At 64.4% G+C, this 21,218-nt stretch carries 20 protein-coding genes; 8 read left to right on the top strand and 12 right to left on the bottom strand.

The window, feature by feature from the left end; all coding sequences use genetic code 11:
- Positions 1-4: 4 nt before the first annotated feature.
- From DBR47_RS08600 to DBR47_RS08590, 3 genes are read right to left on the bottom strand one after another with little or no spacing between them, the layout of a single operon-like run.
- Entirely contained in the window at positions 5-1,162 is a 1,158-nt protein-coding gene (locus tag DBR47_RS08600; protein WP_124448975.1) for an ABC transporter permease, read from the bottom strand.
- A 15-nt stretch (positions 1,163-1,177) separates the two neighbouring features.
- Positions 1,178-1,894, bottom strand: coding sequence for an ABC transporter ATP-binding protein (locus tag DBR47_RS08595; RefSeq protein WP_124448973.1), 717 nt, complete (start codon positions 1,892-1,894; stop codon positions 1,178-1,180).
- Positions 1,891-3,177 carry an efflux RND transporter periplasmic adaptor subunit gene (locus DBR47_RS08590; protein ID WP_124448971.1) on the bottom strand — a complete coding sequence of 429 codons (1,287 nt, stop codon included), beginning with the start codon at positions 3,175-3,177 and terminating at the stop codon, positions 1,891-1,893. The genes DBR47_RS08595 and DBR47_RS08590 overlap by 4 nt, the downstream gene beginning before the upstream one ends.
- A 145-nt stretch (positions 3,178-3,322) precedes the next feature.
- On the opposite strand from DBR47_RS08590, the gene DBR47_RS08585 reads away from it, so the two are divergent.
- Complete coding sequence (locus tag DBR47_RS08585; protein WP_124448969.1) at positions 3,323-3,841, top strand: CAP domain-containing protein; 519 nt, start codon at positions 3,323-3,325, stop codon at positions 3,839-3,841.
- Between the two features lie 214 nt (positions 3,842-4,055).
- Here the strand turns inward: DBR47_RS08585 and DBR47_RS08580 are convergent, their stop codons facing one another.
- From DBR47_RS08580 to mnmA, 4 genes are read right to left on the bottom strand one after another with little or no spacing between them, the layout of a single operon-like run.
- Positions 4,056-4,550 (bottom strand): GNAT family N-acetyltransferase, encoded by a 495-nt coding sequence (locus tag DBR47_RS08580; RefSeq protein WP_124448967.1) that lies wholly within the window; start codon positions 4,548-4,550, stop codon positions 4,056-4,058.
- Between the two features lie 11 nt (positions 4,551-4,561).
- Positions 4,562-5,287: a response regulator transcription factor gene (locus DBR47_RS08575; RefSeq protein ID WP_124448965.1), complete on the bottom strand. Its 726-nt coding sequence runs from the start codon at positions 5,285-5,287 to the stop codon at positions 4,562-4,564.
- The gene (locus tag DBR47_RS08570) at positions 5,284-6,639 is read right to left on the bottom strand and encodes a sensor histidine kinase (protein ID WP_197046945.1); all 1,356 of its coding nucleotides are present in this window, start codon (positions 6,637-6,639) and stop codon (positions 5,284-5,286) included. The genes DBR47_RS08575 and DBR47_RS08570 overlap by 4 nt, the downstream gene beginning before the upstream one ends.
- 17 nt (positions 6,640-6,656) lie before the next feature.
- Entirely contained in the window at positions 6,657-7,790 is a 1,134-nt protein-coding gene (mnmA, locus tag DBR47_RS08565; protein ID WP_124448961.1) for a tRNA 2-thiouridine(34) synthase MnmA, read from the bottom strand.
- A 521-nt stretch (positions 7,791-8,311) separates the two neighbouring features.
- Between mnmA and DBR47_RS08560 the strand changes: the two genes are divergently transcribed.
- Positions 8,312-9,154 carry a hypothetical protein gene (locus DBR47_RS08560; protein WP_124448959.1) on the top strand — a complete coding sequence of 281 codons (843 nt, stop codon included), beginning with the start codon at positions 8,312-8,314 and terminating at the stop codon, positions 9,152-9,154.
- A 189-nt stretch (positions 9,155-9,343) separates the two neighbouring features.
- Here the strand turns inward: DBR47_RS08560 and DBR47_RS08555 are convergent, their stop codons facing one another.
- Positions 9,344-10,222: an alpha/beta hydrolase gene (locus DBR47_RS08555; protein WP_124448957.1), complete on the bottom strand. Its 879-nt coding sequence runs from the start codon at positions 10,220-10,222 to the stop codon at positions 9,344-9,346.
- A gap of 50 nt (positions 10,223-10,272) precedes the next feature.
- Positions 10,273-10,779 carry an NUDIX hydrolase gene (locus tag DBR47_RS08550; RefSeq protein WP_231512202.1) on the bottom strand — a complete coding sequence of 169 codons (507 nt, stop codon included), beginning with the start codon at positions 10,777-10,779 and terminating at the stop codon, positions 10,273-10,275.
- Between the two features lie 181 nt (positions 10,780-10,960).
- On the opposite strand from DBR47_RS08550, the gene DBR47_RS08545 reads away from it, so the two are divergent.
- From DBR47_RS08545 to DBR47_RS08520, 6 genes are all read left to right on the top strand, one after another.
- Positions 10,961-12,076, top strand: a complete 1,116-nt coding sequence (locus tag DBR47_RS08545) for a Re/Si-specific NAD(P)(+) transhydrogenase subunit alpha (protein ID WP_124448955.1) — start codon at positions 10,961-10,963, stop codon at positions 12,074-12,076.
- A 5-nt stretch (positions 12,077-12,081) separates the two neighbouring features.
- Positions 12,082-12,399 carry an NAD(P) transhydrogenase subunit alpha gene (locus DBR47_RS08540; RefSeq protein ID WP_124448953.1) on the top strand — a complete coding sequence of 106 codons (318 nt, stop codon included), beginning with the start codon at positions 12,082-12,084 and terminating at the stop codon, positions 12,397-12,399.
- The gene (locus DBR47_RS08535; protein WP_124448951.1) at positions 12,396-13,820 is read left to right on the top strand and encodes an NAD(P)(+) transhydrogenase (Re/Si-specific) subunit beta; all 1,425 of its coding nucleotides are present in this window, start codon (positions 12,396-12,398) and stop codon (positions 13,818-13,820) included. Before DBR47_RS08540 ends, DBR47_RS08535 begins: the two co-directional genes overlap by 4 nt.
- A 219-nt stretch (positions 13,821-14,039) precedes the next feature.
- A complete protein-coding gene (locus tag DBR47_RS08530; RefSeq protein WP_124448949.1) occupies positions 14,040-15,713 on the top strand; it encodes a long-chain-fatty-acid--CoA ligase in 1,674 nt (557 codons plus the stop codon).
- A 36-nt stretch (positions 15,714-15,749) separates the two neighbouring features.
- On the top strand, positions 15,750-16,223 hold the full coding sequence (locus tag DBR47_RS08525; RefSeq protein ID WP_124448947.1) for a hypothetical protein: 474 nt from the start codon (positions 15,750-15,752) through the stop codon (positions 16,221-16,223).
- A 53-nt stretch (positions 16,224-16,276) separates the two neighbouring features.
- Positions 16,277-17,050, top strand: coding sequence for a 16S rRNA (uracil(1498)-N(3))-methyltransferase (locus DBR47_RS08520; RefSeq protein ID WP_124448945.1), 774 nt, complete (start codon positions 16,277-16,279; stop codon positions 17,048-17,050).
- 7 nt (positions 17,051-17,057) lie between these two features.
- Here the strand turns inward: DBR47_RS08520 and DBR47_RS08515 are convergent, their stop codons facing one another.
- From DBR47_RS08515 to DBR47_RS08505, 3 genes are all read right to left on the bottom strand, one after another.
- Entirely contained in the window at positions 17,058-18,350 is a 1,293-nt protein-coding gene (locus DBR47_RS08515; protein ID WP_124448943.1) for a class I SAM-dependent RNA methyltransferase, read from the bottom strand.
- A gap of 83 nt (positions 18,351-18,433) precedes the next feature.
- On the bottom strand, positions 18,434-19,693 hold the full coding sequence (locus DBR47_RS08510; protein ID WP_124448941.1) for an OmpA family protein: 1,260 nt from the start codon (positions 19,691-19,693) through the stop codon (positions 18,434-18,436).
- Positions 19,684-21,096, bottom strand: coding sequence for an ExeA family protein (locus DBR47_RS08505; RefSeq protein ID WP_124448939.1), 1,413 nt, complete (start codon positions 21,094-21,096; stop codon positions 19,684-19,686). The genes DBR47_RS08510 and DBR47_RS08505 overlap by 10 nt, the downstream gene beginning before the upstream one ends.
- Positions 21,097-21,218 lie beyond the last annotated feature (122 nt).

Genomic DNA, 21,218 nt, shown 5'->3' with positions numbered 1-21,218 from the left:
GATTTCAAGCCACATGGCGCAAGCCTTGAACAATGTCGATCCGACTCATCTTCCACGCCGGCCAGGCCGCCGCCACCAGGCCCACCACCAAGGCGGCCACCACCTGCAAGCCCATGGTCAGGCCGGAGACATGGAAGCTGGGGAAGAGCGTGCCCACGGCACTGGCAAAGCCAGCCGCCAGGGGCAGGGTCAAGAGCAGGCCCAGGCCTCCGCCGATCAGGGCGATCAAAAGGCTTTCACCAAACAGCAGCTTGACGACGAAGGACGGCGCAAAGCCCAGGGCCTTGAGGGTGGCGTACTCGGCCAGGCGCTCGCGCGCCGTCATCGTCATGGTGTTGGCCATCACCGCCATGATGATGAGGACGATGATCAGGCTCACCGCATTGATGGCGACCAAAATCGCCTCGCTCATGGAGACAAAGCTGAGCTGAAAGGCCGACTCGGTTTCGGTCAGGGTTTCGGCCAGGGAGTTCTTGAACAACTCGTCCACCCGTTGCGAGATCAGGGCAGCGTTCTGTGGCTCCTTGATGCCGACGATGTACACGCCCACCGCGTCCGCCCGCTTGGGGTAGAGCTTGCGCACCGTCTCGTTCAGATAAGACCAGTGCATCAGCAACTGGCTTTCGTCCGTCTTGGCCTCGGCGCCGTCCCAGATGCCGCGCAAATTGAAAGTCCAGGTGCCGGGGTAGATGGTGCCGCGCAGCGGGATTTGATCGCCCACCTTCCAGCCGAATTTGTCGGCCAGCTTGCGGCCCACGATGACGCCTTGGCGGTCACGCATAAAGGCCAGGCGTTCGGCATCGCTCAGGCGGTACTCGGGGTAGAGGGCCAGATAAGTCGTCGGGTCCACCGCGAACTGCGGAAAGAAATTGCGCTCGGTGATGTAGACCCCGCCAAACCAGTTCGACCAGCTGATGCCACTCACCCCCTCCACCGACTTGATGCGCTGCCCGTAGTTGAGCGGCAGCGGGAAGGTCAGCGAGATGGCGCTGCGTGTCACCAGGCGGGTGCTGCTGGAGCCCTCCACCCCCGCATACCAGGCGTCGACGATGGTACGCAGCAGGCCGAAGGCGCAGATCGCCACCACCAGGCCCACCATGGTCAGGGTGGTGCGCAGCTTGTGGCGGAAGGCGTTCTTCAGCAGCAGCTTGAGGATGAACATGGGATGAACAGAGGGTCAGGTCTTGCCAGTCAGCAAGTCGGGCGCTTCGTCCACCAGCACGCCTTTTTCCAGATGCACCATGCGGCGGGCGCGGGCGGCGGCCTTGGGGTCGTGGGTGACCATCACAATCGTCTTGCCCAGCTTGCGGTTCAACTCGTCCAGCAGGCCCAGCACTTCTTCGCCGGTGTGGCGGTCCAGATCGCCGGTGGGCTCGTCGGCCACGATCAGGGTGGGGTCGCTGACCAGGGCGCGGGCAATCGCCACGCGCTGCTGCTGGCCGCCGGAGAGCTCGTTGGGGTAATGATCCATGCGGTCTTCCAGCTTGACCATGGCCAGGGCCGCCAGCGTGTGTTCACGCCGCTGGCGGGCGGAGAGACCCGTCAGCAGCAAGGGCAGCTCCACGTTCTCAAACGCCGTCAACACGGGCAGCAAGTTGTAGAACTGGAAGATGAAACCCACATTGCGGGCCCGCCAATCGGCCAGCTGGCCTTCGCTCAGGGTGGCGATGTCCACGCCGCCGATCTCGATCCGGCCGCTCGTGGGCTGGTCGATGCCGGCGATCAGGTTCAGCAAGGTGCTCTTGCCCGAACCGCTGGGGCCCATCAGGGCAACAAAGTCACCGGCTTGCACATCGAGTTGGATGTCCAGCAGCACGGGGATGTCTTGACCGCCGCGCTGGTAAGACTTGCTCAGATCGCGGATGCGGATCAGGGGCTCTTGCGGGTTGCTCATTTGCTGGCCAGCTTGACCTGGGCGCCGTCTTTCAGCTTGGCATCGGGCGAGAGCACCAGGCGCTCGCCCGACTTGAGCGTGGCGCCGCCCTGCGCCGCCACCTCCACCACATCGCCCAGCTTGCGACCGACCTTGATCTCCACCGCCTGCAGCACTTCCTTGTCGCCCTCGCGCTGGATGCGGAACAGCCACTGCTTGCCGTCCCGCTCCAACACCGTCTTGGGGTTGACGGCCAGCACCGGCTTTTGCTCGGCCGCTGTCGGGGCCTGGGAGAGGAAACTGACCTTGGCGCTCATCTCCGGCAGGATGCGCGGGTCCAGCTGATCGAACTGCACCTTGCTGATCACCGTGGCCTTGGCCCGGTCCACCGTGGGCACCAGGCCGACGACGCGGCCGCTGAAGCGTTTGTCTGGCAGGGCGTCCAGGCTGATCTCCACCGGCTGGCCCTTGCTGGCCTTGGAGAGACTGCCCTCGGACACATCGGCCTCCACCTCCAGGGTGGACATATCGGCCATGGTCACCACCGCGCCCTGCGAGCCGGCGGCATTGGAGAAGGGGGTGATGATGTCGCCCACATTGGCGTTTTTGTTCAGCACCACGCCATCGAAAGGCGCGCGGATCTCGGTGTAGTCGCGGTTGACCTGCTGCGCATTCACCTGGGCCTGAGCCTGGGCCACGCTGGCCTGGGCCTGGGCGACGCTGGCTTGCGCTGCGGCCTGGCCCGCGCGCGCGGCATCGAGTCGGCGTTGCGCGGCGTCCAGGGCCTGGTCGGAGACAAAGCCCTGGGCCTTCAATCCCTTGGCCCTTTGCATTTCGGCATCGGCATTGGCCAGTTCCACCGCCGCCTGTTGCTGCAGGGCCAGAGCCTGGCGCACGCCCGCCTCGCCCTGGCGCACACCGGCCTGGGCGGTGGCGATGGCGGCCTGCACATCGGAGGCATCCAGGCGGGCAATCAGCTCGCCCTTCTTGAGCACCGAGCCTTCACGCACATTGAGTTCGATCAATCGGCCCGTGGCCTTGGAGGCCACGGCGGCACGGCGCTGCGCCACCACATAGCCCGAGGCGGTGAGTTGCAGGTATTGCTGGGAGGGGTAGCTTTGCAGCACCGAGCTGGTCTGCACCTCGGGCTTGGAAGGCATCAAAACGGCGGCCCCCAAGGCCAGGGTGAGGAGGCCGCCCAGCAGCCAGGGCCAGGTCTTGCGCTTGCGCTGTGGGCTCTTGGCGGAGGGCGCTTGGCGGTCGATTTTCAATTGCCCCAGGGCAGTGTTCACGGGTTCGGCCATGGTGGGTCAAGCTGAGTAGCCTGCTCTAAAGCGATGGCGCGATTGTGCACTTTGTGCGCTTTCTTTTTAGACCCTTGATCTGGAGGGCTGAAAGCGACAGAACTGCCGTTTAAGATCCTGCTCCCTCACAGCCTTTGCTTGTTGCATGCGCGCTCTCGTTTCAGCTGTTCTGCTCACCTTCACCAGCCTTTGTTTTGCTGGCGGCGGCCCGACGCTCAGCGATTCCAGCGCCTGCCAAAAAGGCCTCAATCCCCAAGAGGTGCTGGCTCAGATCAATGCCTTGCGCACCCAGCCCCGCCAATGCGGCGCGGTGAATATGCCGCCGGCCCAGGCCTTGCGTTGGGACCCGCGCCTGGCGGCCTCGGCCCAGGCTTTTGCGGGCGAGTTGTCACAGCGCAATGAGCTCAGCCATATCAGCGCCCTGGGCCTGACCTTGCGCAAGCGCTTCCGCCTGCAGGGCTACCCCCTGATGCGCGCCGGCGAGAACCTGGCCGGGGGGCAGGAAACCCTGGACGAGGTGATGCTGGCCTGGGTCAGCAGCGCCGCCCATTGCGACAATTTGATGGAGCCCAGCTTTGTCGACGTGGGCATGGCCTGCGTGGTCGGCCCTGGCCAGTACGAACGCTACTGGGTGCTGCACCTGGGGCGCGCGTTCAAGGACTGAGAGGGTAAGAATTTTTTACTGCGCGGCCGCCATGCGTCGTTGGGCGGTGCTCGGAATCCTCACGTACCTGAAGTACGTTCCGGTTCCTGTGCTCCGTCCGCCAAGGCCAGAGGCCTTGGCCCTCGCTAGGCACAAGAAGTCCTCAGGACTCCTCGTGTCCGAGTTCGGCCTAGCCTGACGACCGCTCGCTACAAAAATTCTCACCCTCCGAGGCTCACAGGATTTTGCTTAGCACCACGCTGCGATAGACCTTGCCGGGCCACTGCACCCAATCCACCTGGCGGTAGCCCAGCTTGTTGTAAAACGCGATGAGGTGGCTGGCTTGCTCGGCCGTATCCATGGCCAACTCGCGATAGCCCGACGCTCTTGCCCAGCTTTCAGCTGCCGCCAGTAGCCTCTGACCGATGCCCTGACCCTGCTGCTCTGGGTCCACCGCGAACTGATGGGCCGCTGCCACGCCTGGGCGGGTGAAGTAGGCACAGTCGTTCTGTTGATAGGTGGGCTGCACGACGATGCTGCCCACCAGCTTGCCGTCCAAGAGGGCGACAAGGCAGTGGCCGCCCTCGATGCGGCGGGCCGTCACCGCGGGCGTTTGATCGACGGCCGTGTAGTTCAAGCCCATCGCGCCAAGGCGCGCATAAGCCCGGTGGAGCAGTTGAGTTAGGTCCTCGATGGAGTCCTCGGCGTTGACAAGGCGGATGAACGGCATGGCGTGGAGGCTCAGATCCAACCCAGATCAATCGCCCGCAGCACGGCCTGGGTGCGGTCGCGCACGCCCATTTTGGAGAAGATGGCCGAGCAGTGGTTTTTGATCACGCCCTCGCTATTGCCCAGCAGGGCGGCGATCTCGGTATTGCTGCGGCCGCTGGCCACCAGGCGCAGCACCTGCAGCTCTTTGGGCGAGAGCGGGTCGGGCTGATCGGTGGCGACAAAAGCGCGTTCGCCGGCCCCCCGCACCTGCTCCATGCGCGTCGTCAGCGAGGGGCGCAGGGCGGTGCCGCCGCCCATCACCTCGCGCAAGGCTTGCAGCAGGGTCTCGGGGCTGATGGCTTTGAGCAAAAAGCCGCGCGCGCCCGCGCGCACCGCTTCGTCAAACGCGGCCGCATCGTCAAAGGTGGTCAACAGCACCACCGGGATTTGCAAGGCCCGCGAGGCCAGAGCGCGGATCAGGCCCAGACCGTCCAGACGCGGCATGCGCATATCGGAGAGGATGATGTCGGGCATCTGCACATCCAAGGCACCTTGGGCGCCCAGGGCCTTGTTCGCGCCCATGGCCTCCACCAGGGCCAGGGCCTCGGCGCCATCGCTGGCCTCGCCGACGATCTGGATCTCCTCGTGCAGGGCCAGCAGGCCTTTGAGGCCTTCACGCACCAGTTGCTGGTCTTCCACCAGCAGCAGCTTGATGGGCGTTTTTTCTTGGCTTGTTGTCGTTGCTGTCGCGCTCATGCCGTCCTCGGACAATACAGTTCAATTCTGAAACCCGGGCGGCTGCGTTGCACCTGCATGCCCCCTCCCAATTCACTCATACGTTCCTGCATGCCTTGCAAGCCGTTGCCCGGCCGCAAGTTGCTGCTACCCAGGCCATCATCGTCGATGCTGACCAAGACCTGATCATCCGTCATGGCCGGCCCGCTGCCGACCTGTAGCTTGATGTGGATGCAGCCGGCGCGCGAATGCCGCACGCTATTCGTCACCGCCTCTTGCACACAGCGCAGCAGGGCATGGGCCACACGCGGGCTCAGATCGCGGGCGGCGGGGGCGATGTCCAGCTCGATACGGGTGCTGGCCACGCCCTCGGCCAGGGCTTGCAAGGCGGTGCTGAGGTCGATGCGCTGGGAGCTGCGCTGCTGCGACACCGCCTCGCGCACATCGGCCAGCAAATGGGCGGCGCTGCCACGGGCCCGCTCCACCGCGGCCGCTGCACCGGGCGTGTCCTCGCGCTTGAGCAGGGCCGAGCTCAGCTGCAGCTGCAGATTCAGGGCGGTGAGGTGGTGGCCCACCACATCGTGTAGCTCGCGCGCCATCAGGGTGCGCTCGTGATAGCGCATCTGCTCGGCCTGCAGCTGCTCGGCGCTCATGCGCTCGGCCAGCATGACTTGCAGCCAACGGCGTTTCTCGGCCTCTACCGCCGACATACGGCCCAGACCAAAAGCCATGCCATGCAAGGCCACCATGGCCATCAAGAGACCCAGGCTGTCCAGCCAGGCGGGGATGTCGGCCCGGGCTTGTTGCAGATCGGCCAGGGGCAAGAGCCAATACAGCAGCAGATTGATCACCACCTGGGCCAGGGCAAACAAAAAGGCGGCGCGCGCCCGCAGCAGCACGGCGGCCAGCGCGGTGACCAGAAAGGGCAGGCCCGGCGTGACGGCGATGGCCAGCAAGTCCACCAGCACGATGCGGCGCAAGGCATGCGGCTGGGCTTGGTCGGTCTGGCTGCTTTGCGCCAAGCGCCAGTAGGCCCAGGCGAACAAGAGCACCAGACCGAAGCAGACGACCAGAAGAATCGGGTCATTGCTGGTGCCGCCCAGGCGCAGATAGAGGGCGGCGATGGCGCCGTCATAGGGTTCGGTGCGATAGCCCAGCAGGCCGGCGATCGCCGCGGCGAGCTCCAGCAAGCACATGGTCAGGGCGGCCACCTGCAGCACCACGCCGGGTTGGGCGATGCGGGCCAGCAGGCGGTCCAGCTGGCGGCCGAAGCGGGAGCTGCCCGGGCTGCTTTCGGCGCCGAGCTGGGCACTCATGGCTTCGAGGTTGATGGGGGTGGCGCTTTGCAGCGCCTTGGGCCGGTTCCAGGGCATGGTGCTGGGCTGGCGCTTCAGGCCGTGGGAACGGGGCTGGCCGAGGCGATCACGCCGCCGCCCAGGCAGACCTCGCCGGCATACATCACCAGGCTCTGGCCCGGGGTGACAGCCCATTGCGCCTGGGCGAAGTCCACCCGGCATTGGCCCGCGGCCGGTGTGTTCGGGTGGAAGGCGCAGGCGGCGTCGGCCTGGCGGTAGCGGGTCTTGGCACCGTAGCCGCCAAAGGCGGGCTGATCGCCCGTCCAGGACAGGTCCTCGGCCACCAAGCTGGCGCTGAGCAGCCAGGGGTGATCGTGGCCTTGCACGACGTAGAGCGTGTTGCTTTGCATGTCCTTGCGGGCCACAAACCAGGGCGCGTGATCGCCACCGCCACGCGCAGCCCCCTTTTCTTTGACGCCGCCTATGCCCAGACCCTGGCGCTGACCCAGGGTGTAGAAGGACAGGCCCAGATGCTCGCCCAGCTTGCGGCCGCGCTCGTCCTTGATGGGGCCGGGCTGGTGGGCCAGGTAGCGGTTGAGGAACTCACGGAAGGGCCGCTCGCCGATAAAGCAGATGCCGGTCGAGTCTTTTTTCTTGGCGTTCGGCAGGCCGATCTCCTCGGCGATGCGTCGCACCTCGGTCTTGTGCAACTCGCCCACCGGGAACAAGGTCTTGGCCAGCTGGGCCTGGTTCAGGCGGTGCAGGAAATAGCTCTGGTCCTTGCTGTTGTCCACTCCCTTGAGAAGCTGAGTTTGACCATCAAGCTCACGCACCCGAGCGTAGTGGCCCGTGGCGATCTTCTCGGCGCCCAAGCGCATGGCATGGTCCAGAAAGGCCTTGAACTTGATCTCGGCATTGCAGAGCACGTCGGGGTTGGGCGTGCGGCCGGCCTGGTACTCGCGCAAAAAGGCGGCGAAGACGCGGTCCTTGTAGTCGGCGGCGAAGTTGACGTGTTCGATCTCGATGCCGATCACATCGGCCACGGCGGCGGCATCGACGAAGTCGATATTGGACGAGCAGTATTCGCTGTCGTCGTCATCTTCCCAGTTCTTCATGAAGATGCCGACGACCTCATGCCCCTGCTGTTTCAACAGATGGGCGGTGACGGCGGAATCCACGCCGCCGGAGAGGCCGACGACGATGCGTTGTTTCTTGCTACTCAAACTCATGGGCGCAATTGTCCCGCAAGTGAGTGCGCCCAATTTTTCGGTAGCCATCAAAGTTCTCGCGTAACTTGGGTCGATGCAAAAGCAGCTTTTGCGTGTGCGGACAGGACTTTTGTACTCCGTGTGGTGCTACCAGAGGTGAGCCTACAAGGCGCAGGTGAACGACCGTCAGGACTATGCGCTTCAGGGCGAAGTGTGTCGGCGACCCCGTCACACCGCAGCGCAAGATTGCCGCGCATCACTTGATGCCTGACGGCCTCCAGGACCAGCAGCACTGCATGCGAGCAGCGAACGACAGCACCAGACGTTGAGGTCTGTCCTGCCTGGGGCACGGCATCGCGAAGTTGGCGAACTGCGGTAGGCCGGCGCCGAAGAACCCGGCTGCAAATCGGTCAGAATGGACCAAAAGGACGCAGACAGCGAATCAAATCCTGCGATCAATTCCTCCCACCCGGCCAATCAACCTTGCTCTGCATGCCACGCGGAGAACGGGCGATTGGCCAGTTTCTTTAGGCTTCATAGTCGTGACCGACCCACTTCAGTTCGTAACAGCAGTCCTGTCCTCTGCCGGCGTAGCGGCAGCGCTGCTCGCTGTCGCCGCTTGGTTAGCCCGTGAGTGGATTGGGAATCGCCTAAGCGGCCGGATTCGGCACGAGTACGACGCCAAGTTGGCGGAGCTTAACGCGCGCCTCAAACTTCAAGGTGAGTCGACAGCCATGAACCTAAAGGCAGAAGTTGACCGCCTATCTGAGCGTCGTCGGCAATCAGCGCAGGCGCTCAGCGAGGTGCAGAAGGCCACCATTGAGCGACGACTCTTGGCCGTGGAGGAAGTTTGGGCCGCAACTGTGACCGCCCAGAAAGCAATGCCAAGTGTCTTTGTGTTTTTGGATGTCCTACTCGACAAAGAGTACCCAGAAGCCATCAACAACCCAAAGACTGGTCCGGAGCTTAAGGCCGTCGATGCATTCCAGATCATTGAAGAAGCACTTGCGAAGAACGCGTCAGTTGTCAAACGCCGACCATTCGTCGGAAACTATTTGTGGGTGCTTTACTCAACGTACCAAAGTACTCTATTTCGAATGATTTACCTCGTCTCGCAGTGCGAGGAAAAACCGGAGAAGCTTTTCTGGTTCTCGGACAGTCTCATACGCAGGTACATCCAGGCGGCTTTGGGTGATGAGTTGCTGAAGGAGTTTGAATCGTTGAACATCTCGAGAGTCACTTGGGTACATAGCCAGTTCACGAAGGCAATGCTTGAGGCGATGGACTCACTTGTAGCCGGTCACGAGTACGGTGAGGCAACGATTCATCAGGCCAAACGAATGGAGGCACTGTTGCTTGAGTCTGCAGCGCGCCGACAGGGCTAGCCCCTCTACTGGTACTTCCCTCGGTGTCAATCGATTTTGAATTTATGTAATTCAAGATCAATTCAAACGCATGGAGGATGGGCCGGTGCATAGGCTCTGTCCAGAGTACTCGAAAGCCGTCCAAATTTTGGATGACTTACTCGCAGCTCTTGCATGGCTGTTCTGGACTTTATTCCCCTCGAATTGAGTTCAGCGAGCACCAGGCGCTTGCTCGGGCTTGAACAGCTGGCGCAAGGCTTGCAAGGCGGCCGGGTGGTAGATGCTTTGATGCGTCTCTTGCGCTAGGTCCAGCCGATGCCAGCGAGGCGCTGCACCCGGCGCTTGGTCCTCGGCCAGCAAGGCGGCGAAGCGATCGACCGTGGGCCTGATGCTGGACTCGCTGCTATTGGCGATGAACAGCGGTGGGCGCAGCTCGCCTTTGCTTGTCTTAAGCCGGTTGGCGGCGCTGGCCGTCAGGCTCTCAAGATTCCACCAAAGGCTGGGGTCGACGGCGATATAGCTGTTGAAAAGCTGGGGTTCCAAGACCCAAGTCTCCACCACGAAGAGGCCGGCCAGAGATTCACCGATGACGGCGGTTTCGGCCGTTGTGCGGTAGCGCTCCTGGACGGCCGGCATCAGCTCCTCTCGAATGAAGCGGCGGAAGGCGGCAGAGCCACCCACACGCGGGGCGATGGCGCGATCCTCGGCCTGTTCGGTCGGGCCCGTCAGGTCGCGGCGCCGCTCGGTGTTCTCGATGCCGACGAGGATGAAGGGCCGCATCGTGCCATTGGCAACCGAGACCTGCAGCAGGCCAGCGATGTGCAGAAAGTCCTCCGCCATGCCGCCGTCGGGCATGTAAAGCACCGGCCAGCGCGCCTGGGGGTTCTGCGTATAGGCCTCCGGCAGATAGACATTGATGCGCCGGGTCTCCTTCAGAAGCGCCGAGCGCAGCAGCAGGCTGTCGCCGATCTGCAAGGCTTGGGCGGGGGTTTCAAAGCCGGCGGACCAAGCCAGGGAACTGCAGCACTGGCTCAGCGTGAGCAGGGTCGCGCCAAAGCGCAGGCGCAGGGTGAGCAATCTCGTGTGCATTCGAGCCCTCTGTTGAGTTCAAGCACGGTTGCGGGCCAGTGTAGGTGGGCTCAGGACTTGACCCAAGGTTCATACAAGCTGGGGTCGATTTGCATGGCATCGAGGGGCAGGCGGCGGCCGGCTTTGTGGTCTTCGATGCAGCGCAGCACCAGGGGGCTGCGATGCCGCTCGGCGCTGGCGCGCACTTCATCGAGGCTGAGCCAGACGGTGCGCACAATGCCTTTGTCCAGCACCCAGCCGGGGATGGGTTCGCTGACCGTGCCGGTGAAGGCCAGGCGAAGATAGGTCACATCCTCTAATCGCGAGGGGCGCACAAAGCGGGCCATATAGAGGCCGAGCAAGGCCTCGGGCCGGAAGTGCCGGCCGGTCTCTTCCAAGGCCTCGCGCACCACGCCCTCCAGCGGCGATTCTCCTGGGTCCAGATGGCCGGCGGGGTTGTTGAGCTGCAGGCCTTCGGGGGTCTCTTCCTCCACCAGCAGATAGCGGCCTTGGGCCTCAATGATGGCCGCCACGGTGACGGCGGGCTTCCAGCGTTCGGTGTTGTTGGTCATCTGCATCCCTGGCATGTACGGGTGTCATTGGAGGGGTCTATTGTGTAAGCTGGATCGAGACAGAGACCGCGCAGGTCTCGATGCTGCTGCGCTTTTTTTTGCTGGTTTTTCATTCGTTCATTCATTCACCAAGTTGTTCTTTTGGCTGTGCCGCCCGATGGCGGTGGCTGCGGCCCAGGAGGGATTCATGCTGATAGGTGTTCCGCGCGAGAGTGCGGCCGGGGAAACGCGTGTGGCTGCCACACCCGAGACGATCAAGAAGCTCAAGGCTCAGGGTCATGTCTTGCGGGTGGAGCGCGGCGCCGGCCTGGCCGCCAGTGTGACCGACGAGGCCTTCGCCGCCGCCGGTGCTGAATTGGTGGATCGTGGCGAGGCTTTTGCGGCCGATCTGCTGCTGAAGGTGCGCAGCCCTGACGCCGATGAATTGAGCCTGGTCAAACCTGGCACCGCTCTGGTGGGCATGCTCAATCCTTTTGATCGCGCCGGCCTGCAAGCCCTGGCCACGGCCCAGCTGACCAGCTTCGCGCTGGAGGCCGCGCCGCGTACCTCGCGGGCGCAGAGCATGGACGTGCTGTCCTCGCAGGCCAACATCGCCGGCTACAAGGCGGTGATGATGGCGGCCGAGCGCTATCAGCGCTTCTTCCCCATGCTGATGACGGCGGCAGGCACGGTCAAGGCGGCGCGGGTGGTGATCTTGGGCGTGGGCGTGGCGGGCTTGCAAGCCATTGCCACGGCCAAGCGCCTGGGCGCGGTGATCGAGGCCTCGGACGTGCGGCCTTCGGTGAAGGAGCAGGTCGAGTCCCTGGGCGCCAAATTCATCGAGGTGAGTTACGACACGCCGGAAGAAAAAGAAGCGGCCGAGGGCGTGGGCGGCTATGCCAAGCCCATGCCGCAAAGCTGGCTGGACCGCCAAAAGATCGAAGTGGCCAAGCGGGTGGCGCAGGCCGATGTGGTGATCACCACCGCCTTGATCCCCGGCCGCGCAGCACCCGTGCTCGTCACCGAGGAGATGGTGCGCAGCATGAAGGCGGGTTCGGTGATCGTGGACTTGGCTGCCGCTGCTGGGGGCAACTGCCCGCTGACCGAGGCTGGTAGGACGGTCGTCAAGCACGGCGTGACCCTGGTGGGCGAAACCAATCTGCCCGCCCTGGTGGCGGCCGATGCCTCGGCCCTGTATGCGCGCAATGTGCTGGACTTCCTCAAGCTGGTGCTGACGAAGGAGGGCACGCTGCAAGTCCCCATGGACGACGACATCGTGGCGGCCTGCCTGGTGACTCAGTCCGGTTCAGTGTTGCGGAGCTAAACAAGATGGAACTCGTCAACCCCACCATCACCAATCTGATCATTTTTGTGCTGGCCATTTACGTGGGCTACCACGTGGTCTGGACGGTCACCCCCGCCCTGCACACACCGCTGATGGCCGTCACCAATGCCATCTCGGCCATCGTCATCGTCGGCGCCATGCTGGCTGCCGCCCTGACCGAAACCGATCTGGGCAAGTTCATGGGCACCCTGGCCGTGGCCCTGGCCGCCGTCAATGTGTTCGGCGGCTTTTTGGTGACCCGGCGCATGCTGGAGATGTTCAAGAAGAAGGAAAAGAAGACGGCCGCAGGAGAAAAGAAATGAGCATGAGTCTCGTCACCCTTCTGTACCTGATCGCCAGCGTCTGCTTCATCCAGGCGCTCAAAGGGCTCTCGCATCCCACCACCTCGATTCGCGGCAATCTGTTTGGCATGGTGGGCATGGCGATTGCCGCCGTGACCACGGCTGCCCTGATCGTCAAGCTGGCTGGTGGCCAGATGATGGGCCTGAGCTATGTGTTGGCCGGCCTGGTGATCGGCGGCGGCCTGGGCGCTTATATGGCCGGCAAGGTCGAGATGACCAAGATGCCCGAGCTGGTGGCGTTCATGCACAGCATGATAGGCCTGGCGGCGGTGTTCATCGCGGCGACCGCCGTGCTGGAGCCCTGGGCTTTCGGCATCACCGTCAAGGGCGGCGCCATTCCCGGCGGCAATCGCATCGAGCTGGCGCTGGGCGCCTTCATCGGCGCGGTGACCTTCTCGGGTTCGGTGATCGCCTTCGGCAAGCTCTCGGGCAAGTACAAGTTCCGCCTCTTCCAGGGCGCGCCGGTTTCTTTTGCCGGCCAGCACAAGCTCAATCTGGCCCTGGGCCTGGCCGCCATCTTCTTCTGCTACGGCTTCTTTGACTCGCAGAGCTGGATGGACTTCGGCCTGATCCTGGCCCTGGGTTTTGCCCTGGGCGTGCTGCTCATCATCCCCATCGGCGGGGCGGATATGCCGGTGGTGGTGTCCATGCTCAATAGCTATTCGGGCTGGGCGGCGGCGGGCATTGGCTTCAGCCTGAACAACAGCATGCTGATCATTGCCGGCTCGCTGGTGGGTTCCTCGGGCGCGATCCTGAGTTACATCATGTGCAAGGCGATGAACCGCTCCTTCTTCAATGTGATCGGCGGTGGCTTTGGGGGTGACGCCACGGCCGCGGCGGCCGGTGGCGCGGTGCAGCGCAATGTGAAGAGCGGCAGCGCCGACGACGCCGCCTTTGTGCTGGGCAATGCCGAGACCGTCATCATCGTGCCCGGCTACGGTCTGGCCGTGGCGCGTGCTCAGCATGCGGTGAAGGAGCTGGCGCAAAAGCTGACCGAAAAAGGCGTGACGGTGAAGTACGCCATCCACCCGGTGGCGGGCCGCATGCCAGGACATATGAATGTGCTACTGGCCGAGGCCGAGGTGCCGTATGACCAGGTCTTCGAGATGGAAGACATCAACGCCGAGTTTGGCCAGGCCGATGTGGCCATCATTCTCGGCGCCAATGACGTGGTGAACCCTGCCGCGCATGTGAAGGGCAGCCCCATCTACGGCATGCCGATTCTGGAGGCCTACAAGGCCAAGACCATCATCGTCAACAAGCGTTCCATGGCGGCGGGCTATGCCGGCCTGGACAACGAACTCTTCTATATGGACAAGACCATGATGGTGTTCGGGGACGCCAAGAAGGTGGTGGAAGACATGGTCAAGGCGGTCGAGTAAGCGCGCCTTCGCCGTCTGAACAGGCCCGCGCTCAGCGGGCCTGCTGCCCTTCAAACGAGTGCTGCAAAGGCTCAGGGTTTCGCCTGGGCCTTTGCAGGAACTCGCGTGAATACACGCAAAAACGAGCGAAAAACGCATAAGCGTGCGGCTATCGAATCCCCTGATGAGAGTGCTGTCAGCGATAGGTCAGAATCGCGGCATAGCAAGGAGACGTGAAAGATGGAGAAGATTTGGCTCAAGAACTACTCTGAGGGAGTTCCGGCAGAGATTGATGTTGGGCGCTATCCGTCCCTGGTGGACTTGATGGATTCGGCCTTCAAGAAGTACCCCAGTCTGCCTTCCTACAAGATGATGGGCCGGCAAATCACCTTTGCCCAGCTGGACGAGGCCTCGCGCGCACTGGCCGCTTATTTTCAGAGTTTGGGCCTGGAGAAGGGCGACCGCGTCGCCCTGATGATGCCCAATGTGATGCAGTACCCCGTGGCCGTGGCCGCCGTGCTGCGCGCCGGCTTGGTGGTGGTCAACGTCAACCCGCTCTACACCCCGCGCGAGCTGGAGCATCAACTCAAGGACTCGGGCGCCAAGGCCATCGTCATCCTGGAGAACTTTGCCGCCACCCTGCAGCAAGTGATCAAGACGGTGCCGACCAAGCATGTGCTGCTGGCCTCCATGGGCGATATGTTGGGCTTCCCCAAGGGCCTGATCGTCAACTATGTGGTGCGCAAGGTGAAGAAGCTGGTGCCGGCATTTGAGTTGCCCGGCGCGGTCGCCTTCAACGAGGCGCTAGCCAAGGGCCGCGGCCTGGCTTACAAGGCGCCCAAGATGGGCCCGCAAGACATCGCCGTGCTGCAATACACCGGCGGCACCACCGGCGTGTCCAAGGGCGCCGTGCTCTTGCACCGCAATCTGGTGGCCAATACCTTGCAGGCCGAGGCCTGGTATCAGCCCGCGCTGAAAAAGATCCCGGCCGGCGAGCAGCTGGTGAGCATCTGCGCCCTGCCGCTGTATCACATCTTCGGATTCACCACGAACATGATGCTGTCCATGCATGTGGGTGGCGCTAACGTCTTGATCCCCAACCCGCGAGATCTGCCCGCGGTGTTCAAGGAGCTGAGCCAGCATCGCTTCCACAGCCTGCCGGCCGTCAACACCTTGTTCATGGCCATGGCCAATCATGCGCAGTTCAATACCGTGGACTGGAGTCATCTGGTGATCGCCGTGGGCGGCGGCATGGCCGTGCAACAGGCGACGGCCAAGCTCTGGCTGGACAAGACCGGTTGCCCCATTTGCGAGGGCTATGGCTTGTCTGAGACCTCGCCCGTGGCCAGCTGCAACCCGACGGACAGCAAGGCCTATACCGGCACCATCGGCCTGCCCATGCCGAATACCGAGATCTGCCTGTTGGACGATGAGGGCAAGGAAGTCCCCCCCGGCGCCACCGGCGAGATCGCCATCCGTGGCCCGCAGGTCATGGCCGGCTACTGGCAGCGCCCGGATGAAACCGCCCAGGTGATGACGGCGGACGGCTTCTTCCGTACCGGCGATATCGGCATCGTGGACGAGCGCGGCTTCTTCAAGATCGTGGACCGCAAGAAGGACATGATTCTGGTCAGCGGCTTCAACGTCTACCCCAACGAGATCGAGGACGTGATCACCCAGATGGAAGGCGTGCTGGAATGCGCTTCGGTGGGCGTGCCCGATGCCAAGGCCGGCGAGGCCGTCAAGGTGGTGATCGTCAAGCGCAATCCCGAGCTGACCGAGGCCGATGTGCGGGCTTATTGCGAAGCCAATCTGACCGGCTACAAGCGACCCAAGATCATCGAGTTCCGCACCGACCTGCCCAAGACCCCGGTCGGCAAGATCTTGCGCCGCGAGTTGCGCGACAAGAAGTAAGACTCATCCAAGCGGAGGCCGCCTCGCGTGAGCAGCATGCAACAAAGATTCCAAAGAACGGAGGCCGGCCGTGCCGAGGTGAAAGCGCGCAGCCAGGCCTTGTCGCGCAGCGCGCGCAATCTGCTCTTGGTGATGGATGCCTCGCGCCCGGGTGCCGAGTGGCTGAGCCTGGTGCAGGGCGCGACCGAGGCGGATCTGCAGCAATTGCAGATCAGCGGTTTGATCGCAGACCCGACACCTGGCTTGGCTGAGGTCTCAGATCGCATCGAGTTGCCCGCCGCCCAGGTCTCGCCCATGGCCTTTGAAGAGCTCTACGGCTTTCTGACCCGCCATGCCAAGCAGTATCTGGGCCTGATGAAGGGCTACCGCATGGTTCTGGAGGTGGAGCGCTGCGCCGATCTGCCGGCTCTGCAAGCCTTGACGCAGCGCTTTGTGCAGGAGGTGCAATTGGCTCAGGGTGAACAGGTGGCCGAGCAGGTGCGGCGTGCCTTGGGTCTGGGCAAAAGCTAAAACGCCGCGCGTTCTCAGGCAAACTCGGGGCAACGTTTTTTTCTTGGCCCATCATGCCCCCCCGTTTATTTCTGGACACCCCGCTGGGCGCCGCCGCCGCTGGCGACGCCGCAGCCGCATCCACCGTGCCTGTTGAATTGATTCTGCCCGCCGGTGCTGCCCGCCATGTGCAGGTGCTGCGCTTGCAGCCCGGTGAGGCCATCACCTTGTTTGATGGTTCTGGCTATGAGTGGCAGGCCGAGGTCCTGCGCATGGGCCGCAGCGAAGTCGCCGTGCATTTGCAGGCCCGCCAGCTGGTGCATCGAGAGCTGGCTCATGCGGTGAGCTTGTGCGTGGTGATGCCCGCCAATGACCGCATGGACGGCGTGATCGAAAAAGCCACCGAGCTGGGCGCCGCCGCCGTGCAGCCCTTGATGAGCGAACGCTCGGTGCTGCGTCTGAGCGGCGATAGAGCCGACAAAAAACAAGCCCATTGGCAGGGCGTGGCCGTGGCCGCCTGCGAGCAAAGCGGGCGCGCCCAAGTGCCCAAGATTGAGCCGGTGCGCACGCTGGCGCAATGGCTCAAGAGTCTGCCGCCCGTACAGCCTGAGCAGCGCCGCTGGTTGCTCAGCCCTGGCGCTGCCCGCCCGATTGCAGCGTTAGCGCGTGAGCAGGCCGAGGCGACTTCGACCTTGGTCTTGTCGGGTCCGGAAGGAGGGCTCAGCCCCGCCGAGGAACAAGCCGCCCGCGAGCTTGGCTTCGAGGCCGTGCAACTGGGCCCGCGCATTCTGCGGGCCGACACCGCGCCGCTGGCGGTGCTGGGCTGGTTGGCCTTGCAGTCGGTTTAAGACCGCTTCAGCCCGAAACCGCTTCGCTCTCACCCTCACGCCCCGGCTTAGGCGCACGCGCCGAGCCCTTGATCAGGTCGAAGCGGAACATGCGGCACTCGATCGGGCCGTTCCACATCGGGACCTTGCGTGACTCCTTGAGCCGCATCTTGCTGGGCAGCTTCATATCGGGGCACAACAGCCAGGCGGTCCAGCCGGCCAGGTTGTTGGTGTAGGCGCGCTTCCAGTGCGCGGCCAGGCGGGGGAAGAAGTCGTCTCCGGCGTCGCGGGCTTCAGAGCCGCCCGCGTCCCGGCTCATCTGGAAGTTACCGGCCTTGCCGCGCACCTCGATGCGCTCGCCATAGGGCGGGTTCATCATGAGGGTGCCAGGCATGCCCTCGGGCAGTTCGGGCGCAGGGCGCTCCAGCGCATCGCCGCCGTTGAACTGGATGTACTGAGCCACGCCGGCGCGCTCGGCATTGCGGCGTGCGAAGTCCACCATGCGGAAGGCCACATCGCTGCAGAAGATGGGCACGGCGGGGGCGTGCTCGCGGTCCTTGGCGGCTTGCTTGATGGCTTGCCAGCGGCCGCGCAGGGGCACAAAAGGCAGTTGGCCCTCGAAGGAGAAGCGGCGCTGCATGCCGGCGGCCATGCCGCAGGCGATCTGCGCGGCTTCCACCGCGATGGTGCCGGAGCCGCAGCAAGGGTCGTGCAGGGCGCCACCGGCCTCGGGTGTGCCCTTCCAACCGGCGGCGGCCAGCATGGCCGCGGCCAGGGTTTCCTTCAGCGGGGCATCCCCCTTGTCTTCACGCCAACCGCGCTTGAACAGGGGCTCGCCCGAGGTGTCCACATAGATCGTGGCATGCACCTCGCTGAGGTGCATGATGATGGGCAGGTCAGGGAAGCGGGTGTCCACGCTGGGGCGCTCGCCGGTCACATCGCGCAGCACATCGCAGATGGCATCCTTGACACGCAAGGTGGCGAAGTTGAGGCTGCGCAGGGGCGAGCGCTGCGCCACGGTGTCCACGCGTATGGTCTCAGCTGGGGTGATCCATTTGGACCAGTCCACCTTCAGGGCCAGGGCGTAGATATCGTCCTCGTGGCGATAGCCGCCATCGATGATCTCGATCAGCACGCGCTGGGCCAGGCGGCTTTCCAGATTGAGCTTCATCACCCCTTCCAGATTGCTGCGCACGGCCACGCCGCCGCGCAGGGCTTCGGTGTGGGCGCCGGGCACGATGGTGCGCACCTCGGCTTCGAGCCAGGGCTCAACGCCCGAGGCACAGGAGACAAAGAGATGAAGCTTATCGGTGGGGAGCATGGGCAAGCGGCGCGGCTTTTGGCCGCGTGGGCAGAGGTGGTGCGGGGAAGATTCCGCCCCGATTGTCCCAGTTTGTGCCGTGCTCAGCGAACGGCGCAGTCCAGCAGCTTGAATTCGACGCGGCGGTCGATGGCATCGCGGGCGTCGTCGCTGCCACTGCCGACGATGTTTTCCAGCCAGCCCTTGCCGCTGGCGCTGATGCGTTTGGCGAGGCCGGGTTGCAGGCCTTGCATCAGGCCGCGCACTCTTTCGCTGCGGGCCAGGGAGAGCTTTTGGTTGAAGGCTTCCTCACCGCTGCGGCTGGTGTGGCCGGCCACCTCCAGGCATTGCGGCGAGGCGGCGATCTGGGCGCTGATCTCCTGCAGCCAGAAGTCGTAGTTGCCGCTGACGCTGGGGTCGGCCCAGAAGCTGGTCTGGCCGGGCATGAAGAGGAATTTGACCGCCAGGCTGCGCGTGGCCAGGCCCTCGGCGACTACCCGCTTGAAGTCTTGCCGCGCCAAATCGTTTTGACCCAGCTTGAGGTGGCTCAGATACAGGCCGTTGTAGGCGCGCAAGGCCAAGGGGCCCGGCCGGGCGGCGGCGGTTTGGAATAGCTCCAAAGCCTTGGGGTAGTTGGCCGCGGCATAGGCTTCTTGCGCCTGGCTGAGCAGGGCCAGAGCCCAGGCGTCTTCCACCGTGTCGGCGCCCACCGTGCTGCCGGCCTGGGCATTCAGCAACTGGCTGTTGCGCTGCTCGGCGGCGCTGGGTTTGCTGCCGCTCATCAGCACCGGGCTGTCGTGGAAGTAGGCGGTGGGGCTGAGCTGGCCTTGCAGGGCACGCAGAGGGCCTTGCCAACGGGCCACGACCTGGTGGCTTTTCAGGTCCAGCATCAGCAGGGTCAAGACCAGGGGCGCCTGGGCCTTGGCATCGGCCGGTTTGACCGGGCCGCGCGAATTGGCCGGGCTGCCGACGCTGGAGCGCATCAGGCTGCCGCTGATCAGGTAGTCGGTGGCGCGGCTGTTCGCGGCGTCGGCGGGCACGCGCTTGAGCTCGGGCAGCTGGGCGTCGATCTGGCGGGCGATGATTTTCTTCACCTGGGCCGAGGCCTCGGACTCTTCCTGCAAGGGGCGCTGCGCGCCATTGGTCAGGTCGACCAGATCGTTGATGGCGCCCAGGGCCACGCTGCGCCCGCTGGTCGCGCGCCCGCCTTGGGCCCGCCATTGGCTGAACAGGCCCTGACCCGTGTCCAACACGTCTTGCTCAAACGGGGAGTTGGCGCTGAGCGGGGTCGGCGGTGCAGCGCAGGCCGCCAGCAAGACCAACAAGCCCAGCAGGCAGCGAGCCGGATTCAGGTTTAGCGACATTGTTCGTCCAGTTCCCGCCGGTCCTTGGCGGACAAGGGCTCGCCCAGGGACAGGCGGGCCAGCAGATTGGCGCAAGCCTTGTTGCCGGTCTTGCTGGTGCTCGCCTGCGCGGGCAGGGCGGGCTTGATGGGCGGCACTCGGCTGCCCAGGGCCGCGGAGCTGGGGTCGTCAAAGGCCAGGGCCACCGGCGGCGGTGGCTCGGAGGCCGTGGCTGAGGGGGCGCTGGCATTCGCCACGGCCTTGCCGGTGCTGGCGCTGCTCTGGCTGTTGATCAGCGGGCTGGGAGGCGTGGGCCAGGGTTTGTTTTGCAACTCAGGCGTGGCGGCTTGCTGGGCCGTGGTCTGCGGCGCGACGCCAAGCAGTTCGGGCCAATGCTTGAGGGCGCCCAGGCCGGTGGCCAGCAGCACCAGGCCGGCGGTGACCATGCCGACCAGCGGGCGATGGGCATGCTGGCGCTTGGGCGCGGCCGGGCCGGGGGTGCCCTGCGCCGAGGCCGGCATGCCCTTGCCTTGCCTGCTGCTGGCGGTCGTGGCGCCGCGGGCGCTCAGGGCCAGGGCCGGGTCCAGGCCCAGCTCCTCGGCTTGGGCGGCCACCATGGCGGCGTCGATGGGCTGTTGCTCGTCCATCAGCCAGGCGGACTGCAGCAGATGCTTGCACAGCAGCTTGATGCGGCCGGGGTTGCCCACGCAGCAGGCGTGGATGGCCTCATAGGCTTCGGGTTTGAATTCGGTGGGGCCGTGGTCGGCGGCGGCCAGCAGCAAGCGGCTTTGGATGAAGGCGTGAGACTCCTCGGCCCGCAGCGGCGAGAGATGAAAACGCGGGCCGATATCGGCGGCAAAGGCCTGCAACTCGGGCGCCTTAAGCATATTGAGCAAGGGCGTCTGGCCGACCAGGATGACGCGCAGCGCATGCCTGCCCTTGGGGCGCAGCTGATTGAGCTTGAGCAGGGACAGCAGGGTCTCGGGCGGCAGGCTTTGCGCCTCGTCGATCACCAAGAGAGCCGGCTCGGCGCGGGCGGCCCAGGTTTTGAGTTGCTCGGCCAGCCAGTCTTGCGGGGTCAGGGCGGGTGCGTCCGCGCCGCTAGGCATGCCAAAGGCAAAGGCGATGGACTGCAGGATTTCATGCCCGCTCATCGAGGTGTAGCTGAGGTAGGCGGTGTGGCCGTCGGCGGCGGGCAGGTTTTGCAAGGCCATGCGCAAGAGCAAGGTCTTGCCCGAGCCCACCTCGCCGGTCAGCACCAGCACGCCGTGGCCCGACTCCAGCCCGGCCCGCAGGCCCAGGCGCAGCAACTCCAGCGAGGCGGTGGCAAAGTAGCTGCCGGCTTCCGGCTGCCAGAAAAAGGCCTGACCCGGGTCGTTCGTCTGGACCGCCGTGTTGGCCGTCCTGGCAGCATTTGCGCCCATGTCCTTGATCCTCAAATACAGCGTCGCTGGCGGCTGGCGGCCACTCTTGCTCTCGGCTTCATCCCCTCGGCCGGATTGTCAGCTTGCTTGAGGGCCACTAAGACCTTGCCTGTTTGAGGCCG

Origin of the sequence: Paucibacter sp. KBW04 (assembly GCF_003852425.1) — a bacterium.
Taxonomy (GTDB): Bacteria; Pseudomonadota; Gammaproteobacteria; order Burkholderiales; family Burkholderiaceae_C; genus Paucibacter_A.
Note: the sequence above shows the minus strand (reverse complement) of the source record. Positions and strands in the feature narration are given on the sequence as shown.